At 68.2% G+C, this 22609-nt stretch carries 23 protein-coding genes; 13 read left to right on the top strand and 10 right to left on the bottom strand.

The window, feature by feature from the left end; all coding sequences use genetic code 11:
- Nucleotides 1-7 precede the first annotated feature (7 nt).
- From AMYHA_RS02095 to AMYHA_RS02075, 6 genes are all read right to left on the bottom strand, one after another.
- Nucleotides 8-892: an SUMF1/EgtB/PvdO family nonheme iron enzyme gene (locus AMYHA_RS02095; RefSeq protein WP_051399440.1), complete on the bottom strand. Its 885-nt coding sequence runs from the start codon at nt 890-892 to the stop codon at nt 8-10.
- Between the two features lie 440 nt (nt 893-1332).
- Nucleotides 1333-1836: a general stress protein gene (locus AMYHA_RS02090; RefSeq protein WP_034267416.1), complete on the bottom strand. Its 504-nt coding sequence runs from the start codon at nt 1834-1836 to the stop codon at nt 1333-1335.
- 134 nt (nt 1837-1970) lie between these two features.
- Complete coding sequence (locus tag AMYHA_RS27325) at nt 1971-2129, bottom strand: hypothetical protein (RefSeq protein ID WP_169732885.1); 159 nt, start codon at nt 2127-2129, stop codon at nt 1971-1973.
- 180 nt (nt 2130-2309) lie between these two features.
- Complete coding sequence (locus AMYHA_RS02085; RefSeq protein WP_034267413.1) at nt 2310-3143, bottom strand: alpha/beta hydrolase; 834 nt, start codon at nt 3141-3143, stop codon at nt 2310-2312.
- Between the two features lie 42 nt (nt 3144-3185).
- Nucleotides 3186-4118 carry a type I pantothenate kinase gene (gene coaA, locus AMYHA_RS02080; protein WP_034267410.1) on the bottom strand — a complete coding sequence of 311 codons (933 nt, stop codon included), beginning with the start codon at nt 4116-4118 and terminating at the stop codon, nt 3186-3188.
- A 187-nt stretch (nt 4119-4305) separates the two neighbouring features.
- Nucleotides 4306-4908 carry a macro domain-containing protein gene (locus tag AMYHA_RS02075; RefSeq protein ID WP_034267407.1) on the bottom strand — a complete coding sequence of 201 codons (603 nt, stop codon included), beginning with the start codon at nt 4906-4908 and terminating at the stop codon, nt 4306-4308.
- Nucleotides 4909-5083: 175 nt separating this feature from the next.
- On the opposite strand from AMYHA_RS02075, the gene pheA reads away from it, so the two are divergent.
- The 3 genes from pheA (at nt 5084) to AMYHA_RS02060 (ending at nt 7491) form a co-directional block, all read left to right on the top strand.
- Nucleotides 5084-5992 (top strand): prephenate dehydratase, encoded by a 909-nt coding sequence (gene pheA, locus AMYHA_RS02070; protein ID WP_034267404.1) that lies wholly within the window; start codon nt 5084-5086, stop codon nt 5990-5992.
- A gap of 117 nt (nt 5993-6109) precedes the next feature.
- Nucleotides 6110-6727: a histidine phosphatase family protein gene (locus AMYHA_RS02065; protein WP_034267401.1), complete on the top strand. Its 618-nt coding sequence runs from the start codon at nt 6110-6112 to the stop codon at nt 6725-6727.
- Nucleotides 6728-6813: 86 nt separating this feature from the next.
- Nucleotides 6814-7491: a DUF4232 domain-containing protein gene (locus tag AMYHA_RS02060; protein ID WP_051399439.1), complete on the top strand. Its 678-nt coding sequence runs from the start codon at nt 6814-6816 to the stop codon at nt 7489-7491.
- A 30-nt stretch (nt 7492-7521) separates the two neighbouring features.
- Here the strand turns inward: AMYHA_RS02060 and AMYHA_RS02055 are convergent, their stop codons facing one another.
- Nucleotides 7522-7872, bottom strand: a complete 351-nt coding sequence (locus AMYHA_RS02055; RefSeq protein WP_034267397.1) for a metallopeptidase family protein — start codon at nt 7870-7872, stop codon at nt 7522-7524.
- A 15-nt stretch (nt 7873-7887) separates the two neighbouring features.
- Nucleotides 7888-9042 carry a septum formation family protein gene (locus tag AMYHA_RS02050; RefSeq protein WP_051399438.1) on the bottom strand — a complete coding sequence of 385 codons (1155 nt, stop codon included), beginning with the start codon at nt 9040-9042 and terminating at the stop codon, nt 7888-7890.
- Between the two features lie 163 nt (nt 9043-9205).
- On the opposite strand from AMYHA_RS02050, the gene AMYHA_RS02045 reads away from it, so the two are divergent.
- From AMYHA_RS02045 to AMYHA_RS02035, 3 genes are all read left to right on the top strand, one after another.
- Nucleotides 9206-10123, top strand: a complete 918-nt coding sequence (locus AMYHA_RS02045) for a haloalkane dehalogenase (RefSeq protein ID WP_034267394.1) — start codon at nt 9206-9208, stop codon at nt 10121-10123.
- Nucleotides 10124-10220: 97 nt separating this feature from the next.
- Entirely contained in the window at nt 10221-11489 is a 1269-nt protein-coding gene (gene serS, locus AMYHA_RS02040) for a serine--tRNA ligase (protein WP_034267391.1), read from the top strand.
- A 238-nt stretch (nt 11490-11727) separates the two neighbouring features.
- The gene (locus AMYHA_RS02035; RefSeq protein WP_034267388.1) at nt 11728-12138 is read left to right on the top strand and encodes a hypothetical protein; all 411 of its coding nucleotides are present in this window, start codon (nt 11728-11730) and stop codon (nt 12136-12138) included.
- Nucleotides 12139-12254: 116 nt separating this feature from the next.
- Here AMYHA_RS02035 and lhgO read toward each other — a convergent pair whose 3' ends face one another.
- Nucleotides 12255-13505 carry an L-2-hydroxyglutarate oxidase gene (gene lhgO / locus AMYHA_RS02030; RefSeq protein ID WP_157361728.1) on the bottom strand — a complete coding sequence of 417 codons (1251 nt, stop codon included), beginning with the start codon at nt 13503-13505 and terminating at the stop codon, nt 12255-12257.
- Nucleotides 13506-13562: 57 nt separating this feature from the next.
- Here lhgO and AMYHA_RS02025 point away from each other — a divergent pair, with 57 nt between their 5' ends.
- From AMYHA_RS02025 to AMYHA_RS02015, 3 genes are read left to right on the top strand one after another with little or no spacing between them, the layout of a single operon-like run.
- The gene (locus AMYHA_RS02025; protein WP_034267382.1) at nt 13563-14744 is read left to right on the top strand and encodes a glycosyltransferase family 4 protein; all 1182 of its coding nucleotides are present in this window, start codon (nt 13563-13565) and stop codon (nt 14742-14744) included.
- An 8-nt stretch (nt 14745-14752) separates the two neighbouring features.
- Nucleotides 14753-15481, top strand: coding sequence for an acyl-ACP--UDP-N-acetylglucosamine O-acyltransferase family protein (locus AMYHA_RS02020; RefSeq protein ID WP_034267379.1), 729 nt, complete (start codon nt 14753-14755; stop codon nt 15479-15481).
- Nucleotides 15478-16458, top strand: coding sequence for a lysylphosphatidylglycerol synthase transmembrane domain-containing protein (locus tag AMYHA_RS02015; RefSeq protein ID WP_034267376.1), 981 nt, complete (start codon nt 15478-15480; stop codon nt 16456-16458). The genes AMYHA_RS02020 and AMYHA_RS02015 overlap by 4 nt, the downstream gene beginning before the upstream one ends.
- On the opposite strand, the gene AMYHA_RS02010 is transcribed toward AMYHA_RS02015, so the two are convergent.
- Nucleotides 16418-18517 carry a DUF6541 family protein gene (locus AMYHA_RS02010; RefSeq protein ID WP_196776820.1) on the bottom strand — a complete coding sequence of 700 codons (2100 nt, stop codon included), beginning with the start codon at nt 18515-18517 and terminating at the stop codon, nt 16418-16420. The genes AMYHA_RS02015 and AMYHA_RS02010 overlap by 41 nt on opposite strands.
- Nucleotides 18518-18758: 241 nt before the next feature.
- Here AMYHA_RS02010 and AMYHA_RS02005 point away from each other — a divergent pair, with 241 nt between their 5' ends.
- The 4 genes from AMYHA_RS02005 (at nt 18759) to AMYHA_RS01990 (ending at nt 22575) form a co-directional block, all read left to right on the top strand.
- Nucleotides 18759-19586 (top strand): SGNH/GDSL hydrolase family protein, encoded by an 828-nt coding sequence (locus tag AMYHA_RS02005; protein WP_051399436.1) that lies wholly within the window; start codon nt 18759-18761, stop codon nt 19584-19586.
- A gap of 55 nt (nt 19587-19641) precedes the next feature.
- Nucleotides 19642-20370, top strand: coding sequence for a lysophospholipid acyltransferase family protein (locus tag AMYHA_RS02000; protein WP_034267373.1), 729 nt, complete (start codon nt 19642-19644; stop codon nt 20368-20370).
- Between the two features lie 131 nt (nt 20371-20501).
- Nucleotides 20502-21593: a DegT/DnrJ/EryC1/StrS family aminotransferase gene (locus tag AMYHA_RS01995; RefSeq protein WP_034267370.1), complete on the top strand. Its 1092-nt coding sequence runs from the start codon at nt 20502-20504 to the stop codon at nt 21591-21593.
- 1 nt (nt 21594) lies between these two features.
- A complete protein-coding gene (locus AMYHA_RS01990; RefSeq protein ID WP_034267367.1) occupies nt 21595-22575 on the top strand; it encodes a Gfo/Idh/MocA family protein in 981 nt (326 codons plus the stop codon).
- The last annotated feature ends 34 nt before the right edge of the window (nt 22576-22609 follow it).

Raw genomic sequence — 22609 nt, 5'->3', positions numbered from 1 at the left:
GCGCGCTTCACCCCACAACACACCGGAACCCGGTGTCGTCGGCGATGACGTCGGCGGCGGCCTCGCTGGCGCGGAACGGTGCGCAGTCGCTGATCGGGTGCGCGAACGACCCGCCCTTACGCAGGTAGCTGCCTGGCGAGCCGACCGTCGTCGACCACTCCCAGACGTTGCCGCACAAGTCGAGCACGCCGAACGGGCTGGTCCCCGCGGGGTAGGCGTCAACGGGCGTCGTGGTGCCCACGCCGGAATCCCGCGTGTTGCAGTACCGCGCGCCCGTGTGCCCGCCCCACGGGTAGACGTCGCCGTAGGCACCGCGTGCCGCCTTCTCCCACTGCGCGGCGGTTGGCAACGCCTTGCCTGCCCAGATCGCGTATGCCTGCGCGTCGTGCCAGTTCACCGACACGACGGGGTGCGTGGCGCGCGCGTCGGGACCGTCGTCCCAGTGCAGCGGCGGTCGGTGCCCGGTCACCTCGACGAACCGGGCGTACTCGACGTTGGTTGTCGGGTGCGCGTCGATGTAGAACCCCGGCAGCCACATCGGCTGGTTGTCTGGCCCTGACAGGAAGGTGCCCGCTGGTATGAGCAACATTCGCTTGCCGTCAGCGGGGTGGCGGAACACCCGCCCGCCTGGTGCTTCGCTGTCCTCCAGTCCGGTCGACGTCGCGACCAGCAGCGAAAACCGAGCGCGGACGTCGGCGTTGGACCGCGCGAGCGACGTGTCGAGCGCGGCCTGGTTGACCGGGCGTGGGTGGATGCGTTCCCCTGCCGCCTCCCAGCGGGAGACGATACGGGCGCTGACGCCGAGGTGCGCCGCGAACTCCCGGACGCTCATCCGCTTGGCCGTACGTAGCGCACGGACTTCCTTGCCGGTCCAGTGCCGAACCGTTGTCATGTGCCCCCTTGGCCCGCTGATCCACGCTGATCAGGTGATGACGATCTATTGCACGCGCCAGTAAAGCACCAGGTCACGGGCTTGCCTGACATCAAGCGGGCCGACGCTCCGGCAAGTTCAGCGGAAGTTCGACGCAGGGTCGGCGGAGGTGCGTGACGGTGCGGGGGCACCCGGGCGCCGGTCGCGCTTGCGTGGCATCAGCGTAGGAAGCGGCCCCGACATCAGGGCGGATCGCCGGGCGGGTCGGCCGAATTGATCCGCGAGCGCTTCCACTCGCGGGCAATCTGGGGGTCAGCGGCTCACGAGTGGTCCATACGTAGGGAGAGTCGTAGTTTCCGGGGTGTGCTGGACGTCCCGAAGTGCCAGGCTGAGCGCATCCGGTGTTCCTGGCTTTCCCCGACGGGCCAGGAACACCGGATGCGAAGGAGTTACCAGTTCTGTTACCAGTTCGACGGGTTGCGCGCCGCGAGGTTGGCGAGCATGTCCCTTCCGCGTTCGGCGTTGCGCGGCTGGCACAGCACGTCGTAGCGCTGCGCGACGAGCTGGCTCGTCGAGGTGAAGTCCCGCTGACCGCGCTGCGAGCCGTAGCCGAAGGCGGCGAACACCATCGCGAAGCCCATACCGGCGACAAGACCGATCACGATGGGGGTGAGGCCAGCACCGGGAGAGAACAGGCTCAGCAACAACCCGACGAACAGCCCGAACCATGCGCCGGAGAGCGCACCGCGCGTCAGCACCTTGCTCCAGGTGAGGCGTGCCGCGATGCGCTCGACCAGCATCGGCTCGACGCCGACGATGGTGACGTCCGCGACGGGGAAGTCCTCGTCGGCGAGGTGGTCAACGGCACGCTGGGCTTCCGCATACGTCTCATACGAGCCGATGGGCCAGCCGCTCGGCAGCGAGGGCAGGTTCCTCGGCTGGTTCTGTGCGAATGCGGTTGTCATAGGTTGTCCGCCTTTCAGCGAAAGGGTGCTTCACCCATTCCAACGTGCGAGCGCGGCAGTAAATGCCCGATGCGCGCGATCTCACAGGCGCGTATCGGGGACCAGCAGGTTACGGCGATGCTCGCTGGCGCTGGTCAGCCGACCTCGGAGTGGCTCTCGCGGTGGGTGCGACGCCGGAAGTGGCGCTTGAACTTGGCTAGGTCGAAGTCGGCGACGACAGGACCGAAAGCCATGGCGAGCAGGATGGCGATGCCGAGCATGGCGCCTGCCCAGGTCAGGATGGCGCTGAACATCGGCTTCCTCCAGGATCGGGGATAGGTGGTCGTGCACCTATCAGCATGTGCACGACCGGGTGCAGCCTCAAGAGTCAGGCCACACACCTTGCCTCCGGTATAGGCCAAAGGACTGGAAATCAGGGACTAAGTTCCCCCATTCGAACTACCGTGTTCCCTCGGCTGGACCAGGGCGGCGCTTTAATCGGCAGTCGACGCGACAAGCTCCACTAGTGCGCCGACCACCTCGGGCCCGTCGAACAGCACCCGGTCGTTGTGGTTGGCGTCCTCGACCACGACCCGGCGTGCGTCCGCCGCCTCGGCCACCTGCTCGCTCAGCGCGGCCGGCACGATCGAGTCAGCCGTGCCGTAGACGACGACCACCGGGACGTCGTGGAGCGCGGCCACGTTGTCGGCGACGGGGTAGCGGTCCTTGAGCAGCAGTCGCACGGGCAGCCACGGGTAGTGCTCGGAGGCGACCGCGGCGAGATCGGTGAACGGCGAGCGCAGCAGCATCCCTGCGGGCGGGTGCTCGGTCGCCAGTTCGCTGAGGACACCGCAGCCAAGGCTCTCGCCGAAGTAGTACAGCCGCTCGCGCGGCACGCCGCGTTCGGAGACCAGGTAGTCGTGGGCGGCCCTTGCGTCGCGGGCGAGGCCGTCCTCGGTGGGGTCGCCTGGGTTGCCGCCGTAGCCCCGGTAGTCGAACAGCAGGACCGAGATGCCGTGCCGCGTCACCGCGCGGGCCAGGTCGACGCGTCCGCCCCGGTTGCCGCCGTTGCCCTGCGCGACCAGCACCACCGGCGCTGTCTCGGCGTCGTCAGGGGCGCCGTTCGCGGGGAAGAACCACGCCGACAGCGGGAGCCCGTCGCTGGTGCGTAGCGTGACGTCCTGCCCGCCGGGCAGCACGTCGGACGCGCTCGGCAGCGGCCCGGGCGACGGCTGGTAGATCAGGCTGCGCTGCAGGGCGTACATACCACCGACGATCACACCGAAGACGCCCATCAGCACCACAATCACGAGGAGAACCCGCCGCATTACGGCAGAGTCTCACGCGTGGCACGCCTCGGCCGCAACGTGCTACAGCTTCCGCAGCCGCACCCGATTGATCGAGTGATCGGTGTCCTTGCGCAGCACCAGCGTCGCGCGTGGGCGAGTCGGCAGGATGTTCTCGATCAGGTTCGGCTCGTTGATCGTCGACCACAGGTGTTCCGCCTCGGCGCGGGCTTCCTCGTCGTCGAGGCCAGCGAAGTGGTGGAAGTGCGAATCTGGGTCGGCGAACGCGGTATCGCGCAGCGTCAGGAAGCGGTCGATGTACCACTGCTTGATGTCGTCGGTGTGCGCATCGACGTAGATCGAGAAGTCGAACAGGTCGGACACCGCGAGCCTGGGGTGCGGCTGCAGCACGTTCAGGCCCTCGACGATCAGGATGTCCGGCCGCCGCACCACCTGCTCCTCGCCTGCGAGCCGGTCGTAGAGCTTGTGCGAGTACACCGGCGCGCTGACCTCGTCCGCACCGGATTTGACCTCGGTGACGAACCGCAGCAGCGCCCTGCGGTCGTAGCTTTCCGGGAAGCCCTTGCGGTGCATGATCCCGCGCCGCATCAGCTCTGCCCGTGGGTACAGGAAGCCGTCGGTGGTCACCAGGTCGACGCGCGGGTGGTCTGGCCAGCGGGCGAGCAGCGTCCGCAGGATGCGGGCGGTGGTCGATTTGCCGACCGCGACGCTGCCCGCGATGCCGATCACGAACGGGACCTTGGTGCCCTGGGTGTCCTCGCCGAGGAAGGTCGTGGTGACTTCGTAGAGCTGCTGCCGCGCGGCGACCTGCAGGTTGATCAGGCGGGACAGCGGAAGGTAGACGTCGGCGACCTCGGCGAGATCGACTTGCTCGCCGAGTCCGCGTAACCGGACCAGTTCCGCCGCCGTCAGCGGCAGCGGGGTCGACCGGCGAAGCTCCCGCCACTGGTTTCGGTCAAGCTCGACGTACGGGGTCAGCTCGCGCACCCTCGCCATCGAAGCCTCCCTTGGCCTCACCGATCAACACTGCGATGGGACTCGATGAAAACAGCAAGCTGCCCTGGCGCATAGGCGCTGTGACCAACGGCACCGAACTCACAAGATACTCACACGTGAGTGTCCGCCGGATTCGTCGTGATCCGCAAGCTGGTCACCGGGTATCGCAACGTCTGGTAGGCGGTATTCAGCCGAAGACCTCGTCCCAGGCCGCCGCCACCTGACGTGCGCAGTTGGCCGGTTCGACACCGCCGACGCCGGTGCCGAGGCCTGGCATCGCGATGACGTCGATGGCACCACGCGCGCTGACGCCGTGTTCCACTTCGCCACCGCGCCAGAACTCGAACACCGCCCGGGCGGCGAGATAGGGGTGCACTGTGTCGGCCGGCAGCCACTCGCCGGGGTTGCGCATCGTCGGCGCGCTGATCAGCCACGCGGGCTGTGGCTCGCCCGTCGGCACGACGACGGCCTGGCCGACCGGTAGCTCGCCGCCGTGATACGTCAGCACGGCGCTGCGAACGTGCTGCTCAACGCCGGGAAACGCGCGCGAATAGATCGCGTCGATGCCGCCGCGCATCCAGCCTTGCGAGTTGGCGGGGCTGACGACGGCGTGCGCGGCGACGTCGAGTACCGAACCCTTGTGCACGCGTACCCGGGAACGCTCCGTTGTCGCGACGGACTGCCAGGCTTCGGTCATGGCCGCATCAAGAGCGCACAACACCAACTCCGGGCACATCCGGTGTACCCGGTCCTCCGTACCACTGTGGGTTGTCCCCGATTCGGTGGTCACAGGTCTAGTGTGACAAAAATTTGCACAGGGTGTAACCGGTGACATGCCCCTCGTTGATCTGGCAACCGGGTGAGGTACCCCACGTAACCGGCGCTAGCGCGGCTACTCCACCCGGGGTCTGCCTGATGGCCATCCGGCCTTAGCGTTCTCGGCTTCCGCTGCGTAACCTTTGCACGTGACCCGGATTGCCTATTTCGGCCCGCAAGGAACCTTCACCGAGCAGGCCGCTCGCGCGCTCGTCGAGGGCGAACTCGTGCCGTACGAGTCCATCGGCCTCGCGATCTCCGCTGTCCGCAAGGGCGAGACCGACGCTGCGTGCGTGCCGGTAGAGAACTCGGTCGAGGGGCCGGTGACCGCTACGCTGGACGGTCTCGCCGAGGACGAGCCGCTTGTCGCCGTCGCGGAGGCACTGCTGCCCATCCACTTCAGCGTGCTCGCCAAGCCGGACATCGACGCTGACGACGTCCGCACGGTCGCCAGCCACCCGCACGCGCTGGCACAGGTGCGGCGGTGGCTCGCGCAGAACCTGCCTGGCGCTCGCCACGTCGCCGCCGCGTCAACGGCGGCGGCCGCTGTCGCTGTCGCCGACGGCGAGTACGACGCCGCGGTGGTCGCCCCGGTCGCCGTCGAGCACTATCGGCTGCGCACGATCGCCACCGAGGTCGCCGACATCCCGGACGCCCGCACGCGGTTCCTGCTGCTGCGGCGCCCCGGCGAGCTGCCAGCGCCGACCGGCTCCGACCGGACGTCGGTCGTCGCGGCGACAGCCAACCGCACCGGCGCGCTGTCCGAGCTGCTGACCGAGCTGGCGTTCCGTGGCATCAACCTCACCCGGCTCGACGCGCGGCCGTGCAAGGTTGGCTTCGGCGAGTACCGGTTCTTCATCGACTTCGAGGGCCATGTCGCTGAGCCGCGTATCGGAGACGCCCTCGCCGCGCTGCGCAGGCGCTGCCAGGTGCGGTTCCTCGGCTCGCACCCGCGCGCGGACGGGGTGAGGCCAAGCATTCAGCCCACCGCTGGCAATGAGGACTTCGTCAACGCGGCGGACTGGGTCGAGTCGGTCCGCAAGGGTGATACGGCCTGACAGGGCGATCTCGCCTGACAGGGCGATATCGCCCGAGGATCGTCGCTGCCCCGAGGGGCCGAGTTACGGCACAGTGGTAATCGGTCGGGGACAGGTGCGAGGGTATGGGACGTCTTAGTGAAGCTACAGCTGGTCAGGCACGCGCAGAGCACGTCGAACGTGTTGCGGACGCTCAACACGAGGATGCCGGGTCCGCCACTGACCGAACTCGGTAGGCAACAGGCCGACGCCCTGGCCGACCAACTCGTCGATGCCAGGATCGTCGGGGTGTACGCCTCGGTCGCGGTCCGCGCGCAGCAGACGGCTGCGCCGCTCGCCGCCCGCCACGGCCTCGACGTCCGGGTGGTCGACGGGCTGCAGGAGATCTTCGTCGGTGATCTGGAGGATCGTGGGGACACCGAAGCCCTCACCGCGTTCGCGGAGGTCTTCCACCCCTGGACGCGCGGCCAGCTCGATCTGGCGATGCCGGGCGGGGAGAGCGGGCACGATGTCGCGGAACGGTTCCGTGGCGCGATCGCGCAGATCCGCTCGAAGCACGAGCAGGAGCACCCTGACGGCACCGTGGTCGTCGTCAGCCACGGCGCTGCCATGCGGCTGTGCGCCGAACTGCTCGCGGACAACGTCCCGCCTAACCTCGCCGATGCGGGGCTGATCCCGAACACCGGCAGCATCGTCCTCGAGGCGATGGACGGTGGTGGCTGGCACTGCCACTCTTGGGCGGGCGTTGACATGTGATCGGTCCCGGCATCGCACGCAACCTCCACTGAGCGTGAGGCGTCCCTAGGACGGCATGCGGTAACCCGTTTAGGGGAGGACTGAGAATGGCTCACCGACCGGCACGACGCTCCGGTCCGTTCGGTACGTGCGCGGTCGTGATCATGGCCGCGTTGCTCGCGGGATGTGGGGATGCCGAACAGCCATCCGTCGGTGGGCAGGAGACGACCTCCGCGACGACATCGCCCAGTCCGGCCACGGCGTCGCCGGAACCGAGTACAACCGCGTCGACCCCGAACGGCGCAGGGGAGGACGCGGGGGAGGGCGACTCAAAGCCGCAGGCGAATCCCGGGCTGTGCACGTCGGGGGACCTGGAGCTGTCGCTTGGCCCGGCGAGCGGTGCGGCCGGCACAGTATGGCGTCCGCTGCGCTTCACCAACGTCAGCGGCGGGCCATGCGAGATCCAGGGCTTCCCTGGCGTGTCCTACGTCGCTGGTGACGACGGCCATCAGGTCGGGGCCGCCGCTTACCGCGAGGGCAGCAAGGGTGCCGCGGTGACGCTCACCGCTGGTGAGACCGCCTTCGCCGCGGTGGGTTTCACCCAGGTCGGCAACTACGACCCGAAGGACTGCCAGCCGACGAAGGTGCGCGGCCTGCGCGTGTACCCACCGCAGGAGACGCACTCGAAGTTCGTGCGCTACGAGCGGACCGGCTGCGCCAACGAGGACCTGCGCAGCCACCACCTGCGGGTGCGGACCATCGAGCAGGGCACGGGGCCTGCCTGACGCGGGCGACGCCAGCCGCCCGCCGGGTTCTCACGCCCAGCCGAGTTCGTGCAATCGCTCGTCGTCGATGCCGAAATGGTGCGCGATCTCGTGCACCACGGTGATCGCGACCTCGTCGATGACCTGCTGCTCGGACTCGCACATCGCGAGGATGGGATCCCGGTAGATCGAGATCCGGTCGGGTAGCTGGCCGCTGTAATCGTGGGTGCGCTCCGTCAGCGCGACGCCGTGGTACAGCCCGAGGATGTCCGGCTCCTCCTCGTTGTGCGGCTCCACGAGCACGACGACGTTGTCCATCGCCGCGGCGAACTCCGGTGGGATCTCGTCAAGCGCGTCCGCGACCAGTTCCTCGAACCGCTCCTCGGTCATCGACACCGTCATGCGGGCACCCCGACGTCAGCTGCCTGCGGGAGTGTCGGGTGCGTTCTCGTCAGCGCCATTAGCGGTGTCCCCATCGCCGCTGCCGTTCGTGTCACCGGAGCCATTCCCGCTGCCATCGCTGTCGCTGTCCCCATCCCCGGAACCGCCGTCGGAACCATCGGCATCCTTGTCGTCGCCGGAGCCGCCACCGGAATCGCCGTCACCACCGCTGTCCGAATCGGGCTTCTTCTCCTCCGGTGGCTCCTTGGCGATGCTGCCGGTGATCGGGGCCAGTCCCGATTCGTCCTTCAGCAGCCTGGCCACCTTGCAGTTGACGTACACCGACCCGGCTTTCCAACTCGCTTTGCTCCGGGTGTCCCATGTGGCGATCAGATTCTTCTTTTCCAGGTTGATGCCGCCGGTGTAGCCCTGGATGCGTTTGGCGCACACCTTGTCGAGGAAGGCGTTCTGCTTTTTCTTCGGCGGGTAGCCCCCGTCGAAGTGATTGCTCAGTTTGATTATCGCGATCATCTCGTAGGAGTGCGGCTTGTCGCAGGAGACCGGATCGCCGACCGATTTGTCCTGCAACCCGAGGCACGTCCCCTTGGCCCAGATGTCCGACTGGCTCTGGTCCTTGGCCGAACCGGTCGTGGCCTGCAGTGATCCGCCCGGTCCGATCCGCCAGAGGCCACAGCGCAGCGTTCGTTCGCCGCTGTCCCATTCAGGCTGGTTGGGCAGTAGCGCGGTGATCGAGTACTTACCCTCCGGGTCGAGCGGGTCGTCGAGGTATTCCTCCACGCCGTCTTTGCACCGTTTGCCCGCGATCTTGCGCCATCGCTCGACGCTGGGGCGTTCGGCGTCCTGTGGGAAGTCGTTGCCGACCTGGATGATCTCGGTGACCTCGAAGACGTGTGCTTCATCACAATCCACCGCGGTCATGTCGCTGCCGTCGGACTCGGTCCAGTTCAGACAGGTTCCGACCGGGACGTCGTAGGGCGACGTCGTTTCGCCGTTGGTCGCGGGCATGCCGCCGCCCATAGGTCCAGGCCGGGACGGCGTTCGCGGCTCGGCTGAGGACAGCGCCATGTTCAGCGTCAACGCGATGATCGCGCCAAGGACAGCGCCCGCCATGAGGTAGCGGGCGCCTGAGATCGTGCCCAAGGCGAGAAACCGGCTGATCGCTGTCGACATCACGTCTCATGATGCCTGAGGTGGCAGTTGCCTCTGGCTGGAAGTCCGACTCTTGCCCGCGAGTGGTACCACTCGCGGGCTGATTGGCCGCCAATGGTTCCACTCGCGGGCCAACCAAGCGAAGAGGTCTGGATCCCGCGCGGTGAGGGATTAGGGTGCATTCATGCGCATCCTTCGGACACCTGATGAGTGCTTCACCAGCCTGCCTGACTTCGACTACGAACCGCGCTACGCAGAGGTAGCCGATCCCGAGAGCGATCGGATGATCCGCATGGCCTACGTCGAGGCGGGGCCAGCTGACGGGGAGCCCGTTCTGCTGCTGCACGGTGAACCGACCTGGTCGTTCCTGTACCGGAAGATGATGCCGGTGCTCGCCGACGCCGGGCTGCGGGCGATCGCGCCCGACCTAGTCGGCTTCGGCCGCTCCGACAAACCGACCGAGGTCAGTGACCACAGCTACGCCCGGCACGTCGAGTGGGTGCGCTCGCTCGCGTTCGACACTCTCGACCTGCGCGATGTCACCCTCGTCGGTCAGGACTGGGGAGGGCTGATCGGCCTGCGGCTGGTCGCGGAGAACCCCGACCGGTTCGCCCGCGTCGTCGCCGCCAACACTGGCCTGCCCACCGGCGATCACCCGATGCCCGATGTGTGGTGGATGTTCCGCGAGGCGGTGGAGAAGGCAGAGAAGCTGGACATCGGGCGGTTCGTCGCATCAGGGTGCAAACGGTCCATAGCCGACGATGTCATCGCGGGCTACGACGCGCCTTTCCCTGAGGAGTCCTACAAGGCCGGGGCACGGGCGATGCCGACTCTGGTGCCGACCAGTACCGACGACCCGGCGACCGAGGCCAACCGGGCGGCGTGGCAGACGCTGAGCGAGCTGGACAAGCCGTTCCTGTGCGCGTTCTCCGACAGCGACCCGATCACCGGGCCGATGGGGCCGATCCTGCAGCGCGCCATGGCAGGTGCCGCTGGCAGGGAACACCCGACCATCACCGAGGCGGGCCATTTCCTGCAGGAAGACGCGGGCGACCAGCTCGCGACGGAGATCGCGTCGTTCATCCGCGCCACGCCGCGGTGAGCTGAGTGATGGAACCCCGGCAGGCGCGGCATCGTCGCGGGGCGCCTGCCGGGGTCGCACACTCGGGCGATGACCGGGGGTTCTAGGCTGAACAGCCATGATTGACCCAAGGATCCTGCGCGAAGACCCGGACCTCGTGCGCGCATCGCAGCGCAACCGTGGCGAGGACGAGGGCGTTGTCGACAAGTTGCTCGACCTGGACCAGCGCAGGCGATCCGCCATCTCCCGCGCCGACACGCTGCGGGCTGAGCAGAAGCAGCTCGGCAAGCAGATCGGCAAGGCACAGGGCGATGAGCGTGAGCGATTGCTCGCGCGGGGCAAGGAACTGGCCGCCGAGGTCAAGGCGGCGGAGGCCGAGCAGGCCCAGGCCTCTGAGGAGTTCTCGGAGCTGCACCTGAGCGTGCCCAACATTGTCCACCCTGACTCGCCAGCAGGTGGCGAAGAGGACTTCGAGATCCTCAAGCACGTCGGCACGCCAGCCGAGTTCGACTTCACGCCGGCCGATCACCTGGAGATCGGCCAGCGCATCGGCGCGCTCGACATGGAGCGCGGCGCGAAGGTGTCCGGCGCTAGGTTCTACTTCCTCACCGGCATCGGCGCGCAGCTCCAGCTCGCGCTGCTGAACATGGCTGCCGCGCAGGCGGTGGAAAACGGCTTCCAGCTGATGATCCCGCCGGTGCTCGTTCGCCCCGAAGTCATGCAGGGCACCGGCTTCCTCGGCTCGCATTCCGCCGAGGTGTATCGGCTTGAGGCGGACGACCTGTACCTGGTCGGCACCTCAGAGGTGTCGCTCGCCGGGTACCACTCCGACGAGATTCTGGACCTCTCCGGCGGCCCCCGGCGCTACGCGGGCTGGTCGTCCTGCTTCCGTCGTGAGGCTGGCTCGTACGGCAAGGACACGCGCGGCATCATCCGGGTGCACCAGTTCGACAAGGTCGAGATGTTCACCTACTGCCGCCCGGAGGACGCCGAAGCTGAGCACGCCAAGCTGCTTGGCTGGGAAGAGGAGATGCTGGCCAAGATCGAGGTGCCGTACCGGGTGATCGACACGGCGGGCGGCGACCTCGGCACGTCGGCGGCGCGCAAGTTCGACTGCGAGGCGTGGGTCCCGACGCAGCAGGCGTACCGCGAGCTGACGTCGACGTCGAACTGCACGACGTTCCAGGCCCGCAGGCTCGGTATCCGCTACCGCGACGAGAACGGTAAGCCGCAGATCGCGGCGACGTTGAACGGCACGCTCGCCACGACGCGGTGGATCGTGGCGCTCCTGGAGAACCACCAGCAGGCCGACGGCTCGGTCCGGGTGCCAGCGGCGATGCGCCCGTTCCTTGGCGGCCGCGAGGTGATCGAGTCTGTCGCGGGCTGAAGGCGGCGCCCCGCCAGGAGTCCGTACAGTCCGTTTCCTTCCGTGCGGTCAATGACGTTGCGCGGCCAGCGCGCAGCATCTCGGCGCCTGTTACGGCGGACGACCGTCACACACAGGAGTGGTCGTCTTACTCTACGGAGTGTATCTTGCGGTTTTCAGGCAACCGAACGGCTTGTGCGACCTACGCTTGCGGCATTCGATAAATCGATTTCCGCAGCTCACAAGCCTGGAGGCAGCCATGCGAAACGTCAACCGCGCTTTGACCGCATTGCTCGGTGCGCTTGTCCTCGTGTTGGCGGGGCTGGTTCCGTCCGCGAGCGCCGCGACCGCCGGGCCGACTGCGGGTACGCAGCTGATGTGCAACTACCAGCTTCACCACCACAAGCTGTCCGGCCACTGCCACGGCAACAGCCACCTCGGCGCGCTCAGCGGGCCGTTCTCCGGCAAAGTCAAGCTGCATGGCAACGGCAAGGGCACGATGAAGCTCAAGCTCAAGGGCCTGGACAGGTCAGCTGAAGGCACGTCCGGCACCACCTTGACCGGGACGTTCAGCGGCTCGTCGTTCATCAGCGGTAACGCTCACGGTCAGTTCCACGTCTCGTTCGGCACGATCCACATTTCCGGCACGTTCGTCGCGGTGCTCGGCTGATCGCGGAACGCACGGCACCGCACCATGCGACTCGCACTGAATAAGGTGCAACTCGTGGCCAGCAAGGTGCGACTCGCGCGGGATACGGTGCGACTCGCCGGGGTAGCGGTGGGCGCTCAGCTGTCCAGGGTGGAGGCGATGTGGCTCGCGATTTCCAGGGCGCAGGTGGCTGCCGGGGATGGTGCGTTGAGGACGTGAACCTGATACGACACGCGCTCGATCAGGAAGTCCTCGACCAGCGTGCCGTCGGGACGTAGCGCCTGCGCCCTGACCCCTGACCCGCACCGCACGATGTCGTCCGGACCGATCGCGGGCACCAGTCGCGCCAGGCTCGACGCGAACCGACGCCGGGACAGCGATCGCCGCACCTCCTCGACGGCGGTGCCGCGGAACCGCGACGCCAGTCGCCACGTCCCGCCAAACCGCAGCGCTTCCGCGGTGTCCCGGACGCTGACGTCGCTCCAGCGGTAACCCTCGCGACGCAGCGCGAGCACCGCGTTCGGCCCGGCGTGCACCGAACCGTCCAGCATCCGGGTCAGGTGCACGCCAAGAAATGGCAGCGCGGGATCGGGCACCGGGTAGATCAGCCCCCGCACCAAGTCCCTGCGCTCCGGCCGCAGTTCGTAGTACTCGCCCCTGAACGGCACGATCTGGGTGCGCGGGGTGAGCCCCGCGAGCCGGGCGATGCGGTCCGCGTGCAGCCCGGCGCAGTTGACCAATGCGTCCGCCTTCACCGGGCCGGACGACGTGTGCAGTTCGACGCCGCCAGATACTCGCCTGCTGATCGCATGCACCCGGGTACCGAGTCGGACGTCCGCACCGGACTCCGCCAGGTCGGCCGCGAGCGCGTGGCACACGCCAGGGAAGTCGATCACGGCGGTGGACTCCACCCGCAGTGCCTTGACGCAGGCAACCTCGGGCTCGTACTCGCTCGCCTCAGCGGGGTCGATCAGCTTCGCGGGCACGCCGTTGGCGTTCGCCCGTTCCGCGAGCCGGTGCAGCGCGGGCAGTTCGGCATCGGAGGTCGCCACAACGAGCTTGCCGCAGACGTCGACGTCGACCCCACGCTCGCGGGCGTATCGCACGATCGACTGATTTCCAGCGACGGACATCCGCGCCTTGAACGACCCAGGCGGGTAGTACAACCCGGCGTGCGCGACGTTGGAGTTGTTGCCGGTCTGGTGCGTGGCGAGCCGGTCTTCCTTCTCCAGCACCGTGACCTGGTTGCCACGTCGCGTCAGCTCGCGCGCGACCGCGAGCCCGATGATCCCGCCGCCGATCACTGCGATGGTGCGCACGGCACCGCAGCCTATAGCGAGAGGCCGAGGTGCCACGACCCGCGTGTGGTTGTCGTGACCATGACGCATATCGTCTGCCTGGGCGTTTATCGGACAGAACCGTAATCGAGCAGATTCGGAGCGCGCATGAGGATCGCCGTCGTCAACAACTTCTACCCGCCACGGGTGGGCGGCAGCGCGCACATGGCTGAGTCGCTCGCGAAGGGTTACGTCGCGCGGGGCCACGACGTCCTGGTCATCACCGCCGAGTACCCGGGTGCGCCCGCCGAAGAGGAGGTCGACGGCGTCCGGATCGTGCGGCTGCCCGCCGCGCGCTTGCCCAAGACGAAGCTCGCCGTCAACTTCGACATCACCTTCGCCACCCGCCCGTCGTTGCCACGCAGGCTCCGCACACTGCTCGGTGGCTTCCAGCCCGACGTGATCCACCAGCACGGCCAGTTCTTCGACCTGACCTGGGCCACCGGCATGTGGGCCCGGCGCAATGGCGTTCCTGTGCTGCTCAGTGTGCACACCAGATTGGAGAGCCCGAAGCCGATGTACCAGGCGGTGTTCAGCACGCTGGATGCCTGCCTCGTCGCCCCGATCCTGCGCCGCTACAAGCCGATGCACGTCGTCATGGACTCCCTGATGGACGATTACATCAAGCGCAGGTACGCCCGCGGGGTGTCCGGCACCGTGGACATCCCGGTCGGGCTCGACCCGGAGTGGACACGCGGCGGCGATCAGCGGCGGATGCGGGAGAAGCTGGGCATCGGCGACGCGCCGATGATCCTGTCCGTCGGTCATGTCATCCCGCTGCGGGACCGGGTCACGCTGGTCGAGTCGATGCCGCAGGTGCTCGCCGAACTCCCGGACGCGAAGCTGGTCATCGTTGGCGGCATTTACTACGACGCCTTCTTGCGCCGCGCCGAGGAATTGGGCGTGCGCGACGCGATCATCACCACCGGCGCCGTGCCGAAGGCCGACGTGCCGCACTACCTCGCCGCCGCCGACGTCGAATGCCACAGCTTGCAGGGCATCGGTTTCGGCACCGCCTGCCTTGAGACACTGGCGGCAGGGGTACCCCAGGTGGCCGCGATCGAGGAGGACCACTTCGGCGACATCAAGATCATCGACAGGGTCCACATGCACCTCGTGCCGAAGGACTCGCCGCAGCCCGTCGCGGATCGGCTTGTCGAGGCCATCCGCAACCCGGAGGAGTCGCGGCGCATGGCGGCAGAAGGCTCCTCGATCGTCGACCAGCACTTCACGATGTCCGCGATCATCGACAAGCACATCGAGGTACTGACCGGCCTCGCTGGACGTTAGGGGATCGCGTGGGTAACCGCATCCACCCGAGCGCCGTCATCGGTGACGGGGTCTCGCTTGGCGACGACAACGTCATCGGCCCGTTCGCCGTCATCGTCGGTCCCGCCGTCATCGGCTCGGGCAACTGGATCGGACCGCACGTCACGATCGGCACCCCGGCGTCGCACCGCGCTGCCTCCCACCCCGCCGCGTGGGACGACGAGCTGACCGGCGACCCGGACGTCGATGGCCACGGCGTCACTATCGGCGACGGCAACCGCATCCGCGAGTACTTCAGCGCGCATCAGGGCACCCAGCACAGCACGGACATCGGCAGCCATGGGTACTTCCTGCGCGGCAGCCACGTCGCCCACGACTGCGTGATCGGTGACGACGTCACCCTTGGCTCGAACGTCGTCGTCGGCGGGCACAGCGAGGTCTGGTCGCTGGCCAACCTCGGGCTCGGCGTGACCGTGCATCAGCGCGGCAAGATCGGGCCGGGCGCGATGGTCGGCATGGGCGCTGTCGTGCGCGGCGACATCGGTCCGTTCAGCGTCAGCGTCGGTGTGCCAGCGCGAGTCACTGGCGTGAACACCGTCGGGCTGTCCCGTAGCGGCGTAGCCGACGACGTGAGCACGCGGCTGGAGTCGTGCATCAAAGAACAGCGACCGTGGGACGTCGCGGACGGTGACTTGCCCGCCGAGGTGACCGCCCTGGTCAGAAAGTGGGAGTCGACCGGGGAGGCGTTAGCGGAATGACCGAGCGACCGGCCACATCGAAGGGGGCGGCGCCGAAGACCCGCCAGGTGTCCCTCGGCAGGACACAGGTCGTCAACGGGCTGCGCTGGCTGGCCATCGCGGTTGTCATCGGGTTCGCGGTCTACCAGCTCAGCCAGCACTGGACGGAGTTCTGGGCGACGCTCGGTGACATTCCGTGGGAATCAGCCGTGTTGTCGCAGCTGATGGTGATGGCCTCGCTCGCGGCGACCGTCTACGGCTGGCAGGTGATCATCGACCACCTTGGCACCCCGGTCGGGTACCGGCGGTGCTCGCAAATCTTCCTGGTCGGCCAGCTCGGCAAGTACGTGCCCGGCTCGGTGTGGGGCTACCTGCTGCAGATGGAGCTCGGCAAGCAGGCCGGTCTCGCACGGACGCGGGTGTTCGTGGCCTCGCTGCTACACCTCGGCGTGATCATGGTGTCGGCGATGGTCGCTGGCCTGATCGCGCTGCCAGTCATCTTCGACACCAGCCCGAACGCGCGCTGGATGCTCGCGCTGATCCCGATCGGGCTGGTCGCGCTGCATCCGCGCGTGCTGACCTTCGGGACGTCGCTGATGCTGCGGCTGCTGCGCAAGCCAGCGCTGGAGTACACGCTCAGCGGCGCGATGGTCGGGAAGACGCTCGGCGCGTCCGGTGTCGCGAAGGTGCTGCACGGTGTGCACCTGTGGTTGCTGGCGAACTCCGTTGGTGCGCCCGGCTGGACCGGGCTCGCGCTGTGCGTCGGCGCGATGGCGCTGGCGATGACGGCGGGCACCGTCGCGTTCATCTTCCCTGCCGGAGCCGGTGCCAGGGAGGTCGTGATCGTCGCGGTGCTGGTGGCGGCCGGTATCGGTCAGGTGGAGGCGCTCGCGTTCGCCGCCGTCTCCCGGGTGATGTTCCTGGTCGCCGACCTGATCACCGCGGGTGGTGCGGCGATCAGCGCACGGTCGGCGTTGCGCCAAGTCGCGCCGAGGTGAACTCGTACGGGGTGTCCATGCGGTCCAGTCGGTAGATGACCGCGCCGTCGTTCTCGTACACCTTCGTCAGGAACGGCAGGGCCGCGTGGCCGGTGAGCCCATCGATCCTGCGCTTCTCCTCGCGGACGAAGCCGCGCTTGCCGATGATCAGCCACCGCACGTTCAACTCCGCGGCCGCCGCCCGCACGGCGGGGCTGGTGCCGTAGTCCTTGAACCGCTGGGAGAGAAGTCGTGCCTCGCTCGGGGCGCGTCGCTTGTCGTAGTGGGCCGCGACGGTGCGCACGCCGCTGATCGCGTACGTCCACACCGTGCCGTCGAACCGGTCGTTCATCGCCCACTCGCCTGGGGCGGCCAGCTCGCCGAGCTTTCGCATGGCGGCCACCTCGGCCGTGCTCACGCGCTCGCTGACGTCCATGTCGTAGCCCTTGCCGACGACCGTGGCGTTCGGTGCGGTGTAGAAGAGCCCGGTCACTCCGGCGAAGCCAGCGAGCACGGCGACCGCGAGGCCACCGGCGACCCAGGCACGCGGGACGCTGGCCGTGCCGACGCTCGCGTCGCCGTTGCCATGCCGGATGCTTGCGACGCCGCGCCGGACGCCCGCCGCGATCCGGTCAGCCACCCGCATGGCGACCGGGCGTGCCATCGCCTGCGACTCGGCGAGCCCGTGCGCCGCGAGCACAGTGAGCGGCAGCGCCGCCAGTGCCATGAACCGCCATGGGTCGTTCCACAGCGGTTGGCTGAGCGCGATGACAGTCGGCGCGTCCGACGTCGAGACGACGATCCAGGCCAGGCTCGTCAGCAGCGCGGTCGCACCGAGCCACCGCAGTTCGCCGAGCCTGCGGATGAGGACCAGCCCGAGCAGGAGAGCCGCGCCGAGCCACAGTTGCGGCAACGGCTGGTCGTGCTGGAACACCAGCAGCGCGCCTGCCGCGCCCTGGATGTCCAGGTCCGCGGGCCAGGTGACGGGCCCGTTGGGGGAGGGCCGGGTCAGCGCGCCGATCAGGTGTGGCGCGGCAAGCAGCGCGGTCATCGCCGCGACCCCGCCCAGTGCGACCAGATCGGTGGCGATGGTTCGCGCCCGCATGCGCTGCGGCCGCGTGGTGAGCCAGTGCTGCACCAGCAGTGGCACGCCGAACACCAACCCGGTGAACAGCGTCGACGGGTGGATGGCGAGCAGGCCAATCAGCACGAGCACGCTGACGGCCGCCGTGGCGAGGCCAGGGTGCGTCAGGAGCCGTCGCAGCGCGGCGATCCCGACCGGCAGCAGCGCGAGTCCGGTCAGGAAGGTCAGCAGCGGTCCTCGCTCGAGCGAGGCGTACAGCAGCGTCACTGGGGCGATCACGAGCAAGGCGGTGAACCCGGCGAATACCGCCCTGCCCCGGAACTGCCGGATCATCGCGACCAGTGCGAGCGCGAGCAGCCCCGGCAGCAGCACCGCGTGTGCGTTGAGCACTGCCGCGATCGAGACGCCGCTCAGCTGGTACACCAGCGTGCCGACGAGGTGGTAGGCGTTCGGGTAGAACAGCGCGGTGCCGTCGCCGTACTTGTTCAGTGCGCCCATGCCGATGAGGCTGCTGTCGTGTGACTCGGCGATGTAGCGGATGCCGTTGGCGTGGTAAGCGGCGTCCCAGTCCTGCGGAATAGTCGCCAGGCTGCCCATGCCGCTCAACACGGTGTATCCGCCGATGGCCGCCGCGGCCAGCACGCAGCCGAGGACGGCGATGTGCGCCGTGTGCTGCCACGGCGAGCCTGCGTCGTCGCCCCTGCTCCAGCGGAACATCGCCGCTCGCCTGCGATGCAGCAACCCGATACCGGCGCAGGCCGCGACGATCACGAGCACCGCGAGCACGAATGTCGTGACGGTGAACGGAATGCCAGCGATCGCGAGCCACGGACCAGCGATGCCGACCGAGGCGTAGGTGATGAGCGGGGCACTCGCGGCGAGTAGCCAGCCGCGAAGCCCGAGCGCCGCTGCGGTGAGGAGCCCGGGCACGAACAGCAGCGCGATGGTGAGCGCGATGACCACCACGGCCACGCCAGGGCTTAGTGCGATCGGCAACGCAGCTCCATCGGGGTTAGTGCTTACGGCCGCCATGAGACGCGTCTAGAAGGACGCAGTATTACGCCAGTTAGACCAAGATTGCGGAACTACATTGGTTTGTCGAATCGGTCCGCACGAACGGGTGAAAAGAGATTGGCTCGCGCCGGGTGACGTCAGGCGTTCGGACGATTGCCTTGCCGCGAACGGGGGCGCACGCTGAGAAGGCGCTGCCGCGTTAACGCCGTTAGAGGGGGCCGATATGGGCACACATCGACGCGCTTACCAGGTGGTCCTCACGGTGATGGCGGTAGTCGGATCGATGTTCGTCCTGCCGGGGCAGGGCGCGGCGGAGCCGGTGGACTACACCGCGCTCGGCGACTCCTACGCGTCCGGCGTCGGCACCAGGGCGTACTACGACGACAGCGGCGACTGTTATCGCTCGCCACACGCCTACCCGGTGCGGGTCGCTGCCGAGGTCGGCGCGGCGCTGACGTTCGCGGCCTGTTCTGGCTCCCGGGTCGCTGACGTGCGGAACAAGCAGCTCGGCAGCGTGGGTGGCGACACCGAGTACGTCACCGTGCAGGTCGGTGGCAACGACATCGGCTTCGTATCGGTGCTCACCGCCTGCGCGCGGCCGTGGCCCTACACCTGCTGGGACGAGATCGACGAGGCCAACCGCAAGATCCGCGATGTGCTGCCAGACAGGCTCGACGCGCTCTACGCCGACATCGTCACCCGCGCGCCGCAGGCGCAGGTTGTCGCGGTTGGCTACCCCCGATTGTTCAACGGCGAACAGTGCAACGCGGGCGCTCGGATCAGCCCCGGCGAGCAGCGCGAGCTGAACAAGTCCGCCGACCGGCTGGCCAGGGCGATCGAGTCGAGCGCGCGGGCGCGCGGCATCGAGTACGTCGACGTCCGTAAGGAGTTCACCGGTCACGCGGTATGCGACGACGTCGAGTGGGTGAACGGGCTGTCCTATCCGATCCTGGAGTCGTACCACCCGAATCGGAGGGGGCAGCGGGTCGGCTACACGCCGGTGGTTACGGAGCAGATCGCTGAGCCGGTACCAGTGTCGCCCGCGCGGTGACCAGGTGTGGGTGACGGCATAGGTCACTGAACCTACGGTCGCGTAACCTGGCGGCATGGCAGAACTCGTGTACCCGCCGGTCGTCGCCGCCTGCAAAACCATGTTTCGCGTGCTCGACCTCAAGCTCGACATCAACGGCACCGAGCACGTGCCGCCGCAAGGCGGGGCGGTGATCGCGTGCACGCACGTGAGCTACCTCGACTTCATTTTCTGCGGGCTCGGCGCGCTGCCCGCTGACCGGCTGGTGCGGTTCATGGCGAAGCGTGAGGTGTTCGAGAACCGCATCGCCGGGCCGCTGATGCGCGGCATGCGACACATCTCGGTGGATCGCGCGGCCGGCAAGGCGTCCTATGACGAGGCGGTCGATCGGCTGCGGGCCGGCGAGGTCGTCGGCGTGTTCCCGGAAGCGACCATCAGCCGGTCCTTCACCGTGAAGGAACTCAAGTCGGGTTCGGTCAGGATGGCGGCGGAGGCTGGCGTGCCGGTCGTGCCGATGGCGGTGTGGGGCACGCAGCGGCTGTGGACCAAGGGCCGCCCGAAGAACCTCACGCAGCGGCACGTCCCGGTCTCGATCCTGGCTGGCGAGGCCTTCTACCCCGAGGAGGGCGACGTCGACAAGGTCACTACCGACCTTCGGGTACGGATGCAACACCTGCTCGACAAGATGCAGGCCGACTATCCGGACTCGCCCGCGCCAGGCGCCGACCCGTGGTGGCTGCCCGCGCACCTCGGCGGCACCGCGCCCACGCCGGAGGAAGCCGCCGCGATGGACAACGAGAGGTAGCCGCACCCGGGAGTGGGACATCGGTGCCACATGGCACACGAATAGGGTGAAGCGGCCCAGTACCTGCCAGTCGGCTTACTTCCGGCCGGATTGGTATCTGCCGGCCCAGTAGCCCAATCTGCGAGGACCGTGTGAGCAAGGACTTCATCCCGGCGGCGAAACCGATCATCGGTGACGCCGAGCGCGACGCCGTCGACGCCGTGCTGCGCTCCGGCATGCTCGCGCAGGGCACCGAGGTGGCCGAGTTCGAGCGGGAGTTCAGCGACGTTCTGCTCGATGGCAGGCAGGTGGTCGCCGTCAACTCCGGTACCGCGGGGCTGCACCTCGGGCTACTCGCCGCTGGCATCGGGCCGGGCGACGAGGTGATCGTGCCGTCGTTCACGTTCGCCGCGACCGCCAACTCCGTCGCGTTGACCGGCGCTACCCCGGTGTTCGCGGACATCGAGCTCGCGCACTACTGCCTCGCCCCGGACCACGTCGCGAGCCTGGTGACCGAGCGGACCAAGGGCATCATGCCGGTGCACCTCTACGGGCACCCCGCGAACATGCCCGCGTTGCGCCAGGTGGCCGAGCGGCACGGGCTCGCGCTCTTCGAGGACGCCGCCCAGGCACACGGTGCGCGGCTCGATGGTCAGCCGGTCGGCACATTCGGAACGTTCGGGATGTTCAGCCTGTACCCAACGAAGAACATGACGTCGGGCGAGGGCGGCATGGTGGCCACGGCGGACGCCGACATCGAGCGCACGCTCAGGCTGCTGCGCAACCAGGGCATGCGGCGGCAGTACGAGAACGAGGTCGTCGGCTTCAACGCGCGGATGACCGACCTGCACGCCGCTATCGGCAGGGTGCAGCTGACCCGGCTCGCGGCGTGGACCACGGCACGGCAGGCCAACGCCCGGTACTTCGACGCCGCGCTGGACGGCGTCGGCACTCCCGAGGTCGCCGATGGCGCCGAGCACGTCTACCACCAGTACACGATCACGGTGCCCGAGGACAGAGACGGCTTCGCCGTCGCGCTGCGCGAGGAGCACCAGGTTGGCTCCGGCGTGTACTACCCGATCCCGAACCACGAACTGCCGTCGTTCGCGCGCACGGCGGACCTCCCCAACACGGCGCGGGCAGCCAGCACCGTGCTGTCGTTGCCGGTGCATCCCGCGCTGGACGATGAGGACCGCGAGCGCATCGTCACGGCGGTGAACACGCTGGCCAAGGCAGGTGGATGAGATGGCAGAGCTGCGAGTCGGGCTGATCGGCCTCGGCATGATGGGCAAGCACCACGCGCGGGTGCTCCGCGAGGTCGACGGGCTGACCCTGGCCGCCGTGGCCGACGCGACGGGCGATCCGCATGGCGTGGCTGGCTCGTTGCCGGTGCTCGGCTCGGTGGACGAGCTGATCGGCGCCGGGATCGACATGGCCGTCTGTGCCGTCCCGACCGCGCTGCACGAGGAGGTCGCGCTCGCGCTTGCCGACGCGCGCATCCCCACGTTGATCGAGAAGCCGATCGCGCACAGCGTCGAGGCAGGTCAGCGTGTCGTTGACGCGTTCGCCGCGAACGGCGTCCTCGGCGCGGTCGGCCACATCGAGCGCTACAATCCCGCCCTGCAGTCGCTGCGGGAGCGGATGGCGTCCGGCGACCTGGGCGACATCTACCAGATCGCCACCCGCAGGCAGGGGCCGTTCCCGGCGCGCATCGCGGACGTCGGCGTCGTCAAGGACCTCGCCACCCACGATATCGACCTGACCGCGTGGCTGGCGAAGTCGGACTACGCCTCGATCGCCGCGCAGGTCACCAATCGCTCCGGCAGGCCACACGAGGACATGGTCGCCGCGACCGGCAGGCTGGCGAACGGCACCATCACCAACCACCTGGTGAACTGGCTGTCGCCGATGAAGGAGCGGGTCACCGTCGTCACCGGCGATACCGGCGCGTTCGTCGCGGACACGCTCACCGCCGACCTCACCTTTTACGCCAACGGCGTGCTCAACACCGACTGGATGTCCATGGCGACGTTCCGGGGCGTCTCCGAGGGCGACGTCACCCGGTTCGCGATCAAGAAGCGGGAGCCGCTGCGGGTGGAGATCGAGAAGTTCCGCGACGCCGTACTCGGGGTGTCGTCCGATGTCGTGAGCTTGCGGGAAGGGCTGGCCACGCTGCGCACGGCGGAGGAGCTGCTGCACACCGCGCTGCAGTCGGCAGCGGTCTGAGCGCGGGCGGCCATGCTGTGCGGCCGCGCCGTCG

Source organism: Haloechinothrix halophila YIM 93223 (assembly GCF_000504245.1).
Classification (GTDB): domain Bacteria; phylum Actinomycetota; class Actinomycetes; order Mycobacteriales; family Pseudonocardiaceae; genus Haloechinothrix_A; species Haloechinothrix_A halophila.
This window is presented reverse-complemented; position numbering and strand designations above follow the sequence as displayed.

What these genes read in the sequence shown, in the direction of transcription:
- AMYHA_RS02055 (WP_034267397.1), bottom strand. Translation starts at nt 7,872, where the DNA reads ATGACGGTGTCGATGACCGAGGAGCGGTTCGAGGAACTGGTCGCGGAC.
- AMYHA_RS02050 (WP_051399438.1), bottom strand. Translation starts at nt 9,042, where the DNA reads ATGTCGACAGCGATCAGCCGGTTTCTCGCCTTGGGCACGATCTCAGGC.
- AMYHA_RS02015 (WP_034267376.1), top strand. Translation starts at nt 15,478, where the DNA reads ATGACCGAGCGACCGGCCACATCGAAGGGGGCGGCGCCGAAGACCCGC.
- coaA (WP_034267410.1), bottom strand. Translation starts at nt 4,118, where the DNA reads ATGGCGAGGGTGCGCGAGCTGACCCCGTACGTCGAGCTTGACCGAAAC.
- AMYHA_RS02025 (WP_034267382.1), top strand. Translation starts at nt 13,563, where the DNA reads ATGAGGATCGCCGTCGTCAACAACTTCTACCCGCCACGGGTGGGCGGC.
- AMYHA_RS02090 (WP_034267416.1), bottom strand. Translation starts at nt 1,836, where the DNA reads ATGACAACCGCATTCGCACAGAACCAGCCGAGGAACCTGCCCTCGCTG.
- AMYHA_RS02005 (WP_051399436.1), top strand. Translation starts at nt 18,759, where the DNA reads ATGGGCACACATCGACGCGCTTACCAGGTGGTCCTCACGGTGATGGCG.
- AMYHA_RS27325 (WP_169732885.1), bottom strand. Translation starts at nt 2,129, where the DNA reads ATGTTCAGCGCCATCCTGACCTGGGCAGGCGCCATGCTCGGCATCGCC.
- AMYHA_RS01990 (WP_034267367.1), top strand. Translation starts at nt 21,595, where the DNA reads ATGGCAGAGCTGCGAGTCGGGCTGATCGGCCTCGGCATGATGGGCAAG.
- AMYHA_RS02085 (WP_034267413.1), bottom strand. Translation starts at nt 3,143, where the DNA reads ATGCGGCGGGTTCTCCTCGTGATTGTGGTGCTGATGGGCGTCTTCGGT.
- AMYHA_RS02095 (WP_051399440.1), bottom strand. Translation starts at nt 892, where the DNA reads ATGACAACGGTTCGGCACTGGACCGGCAAGGAAGTCCGTGCGCTACGT.
- AMYHA_RS02060 (WP_051399439.1), top strand. Translation starts at nt 6,814, where the DNA reads ATGGCTCACCGACCGGCACGACGCTCCGGTCCGTTCGGTACGTGCGCG.
- AMYHA_RS02000 (WP_034267373.1), top strand. Translation starts at nt 19,642, where the DNA reads ATGGCAGAACTCGTGTACCCGCCGGTCGTCGCCGCCTGCAAAACCATG.
- serS (WP_034267391.1), top strand. Translation starts at nt 10,221, where the DNA reads ATGATTGACCCAAGGATCCTGCGCGAAGACCCGGACCTCGTGCGCGCA.
- AMYHA_RS02045 (WP_034267394.1), top strand. Translation starts at nt 9,206, where the DNA reads ATGCGCATCCTTCGGACACCTGATGAGTGCTTCACCAGCCTGCCTGAC.
- lhgO (WP_157361728.1), bottom strand. Translation starts at nt 13,505, where the DNA reads ATGCGTCATGGTCACGACAACCACACGCGGGTCGTGGCACCTCGGCCT.
- AMYHA_RS02035 (WP_034267388.1), top strand. Translation starts at nt 11,728, where the DNA reads ATGCGAAACGTCAACCGCGCTTTGACCGCATTGCTCGGTGCGCTTGTC.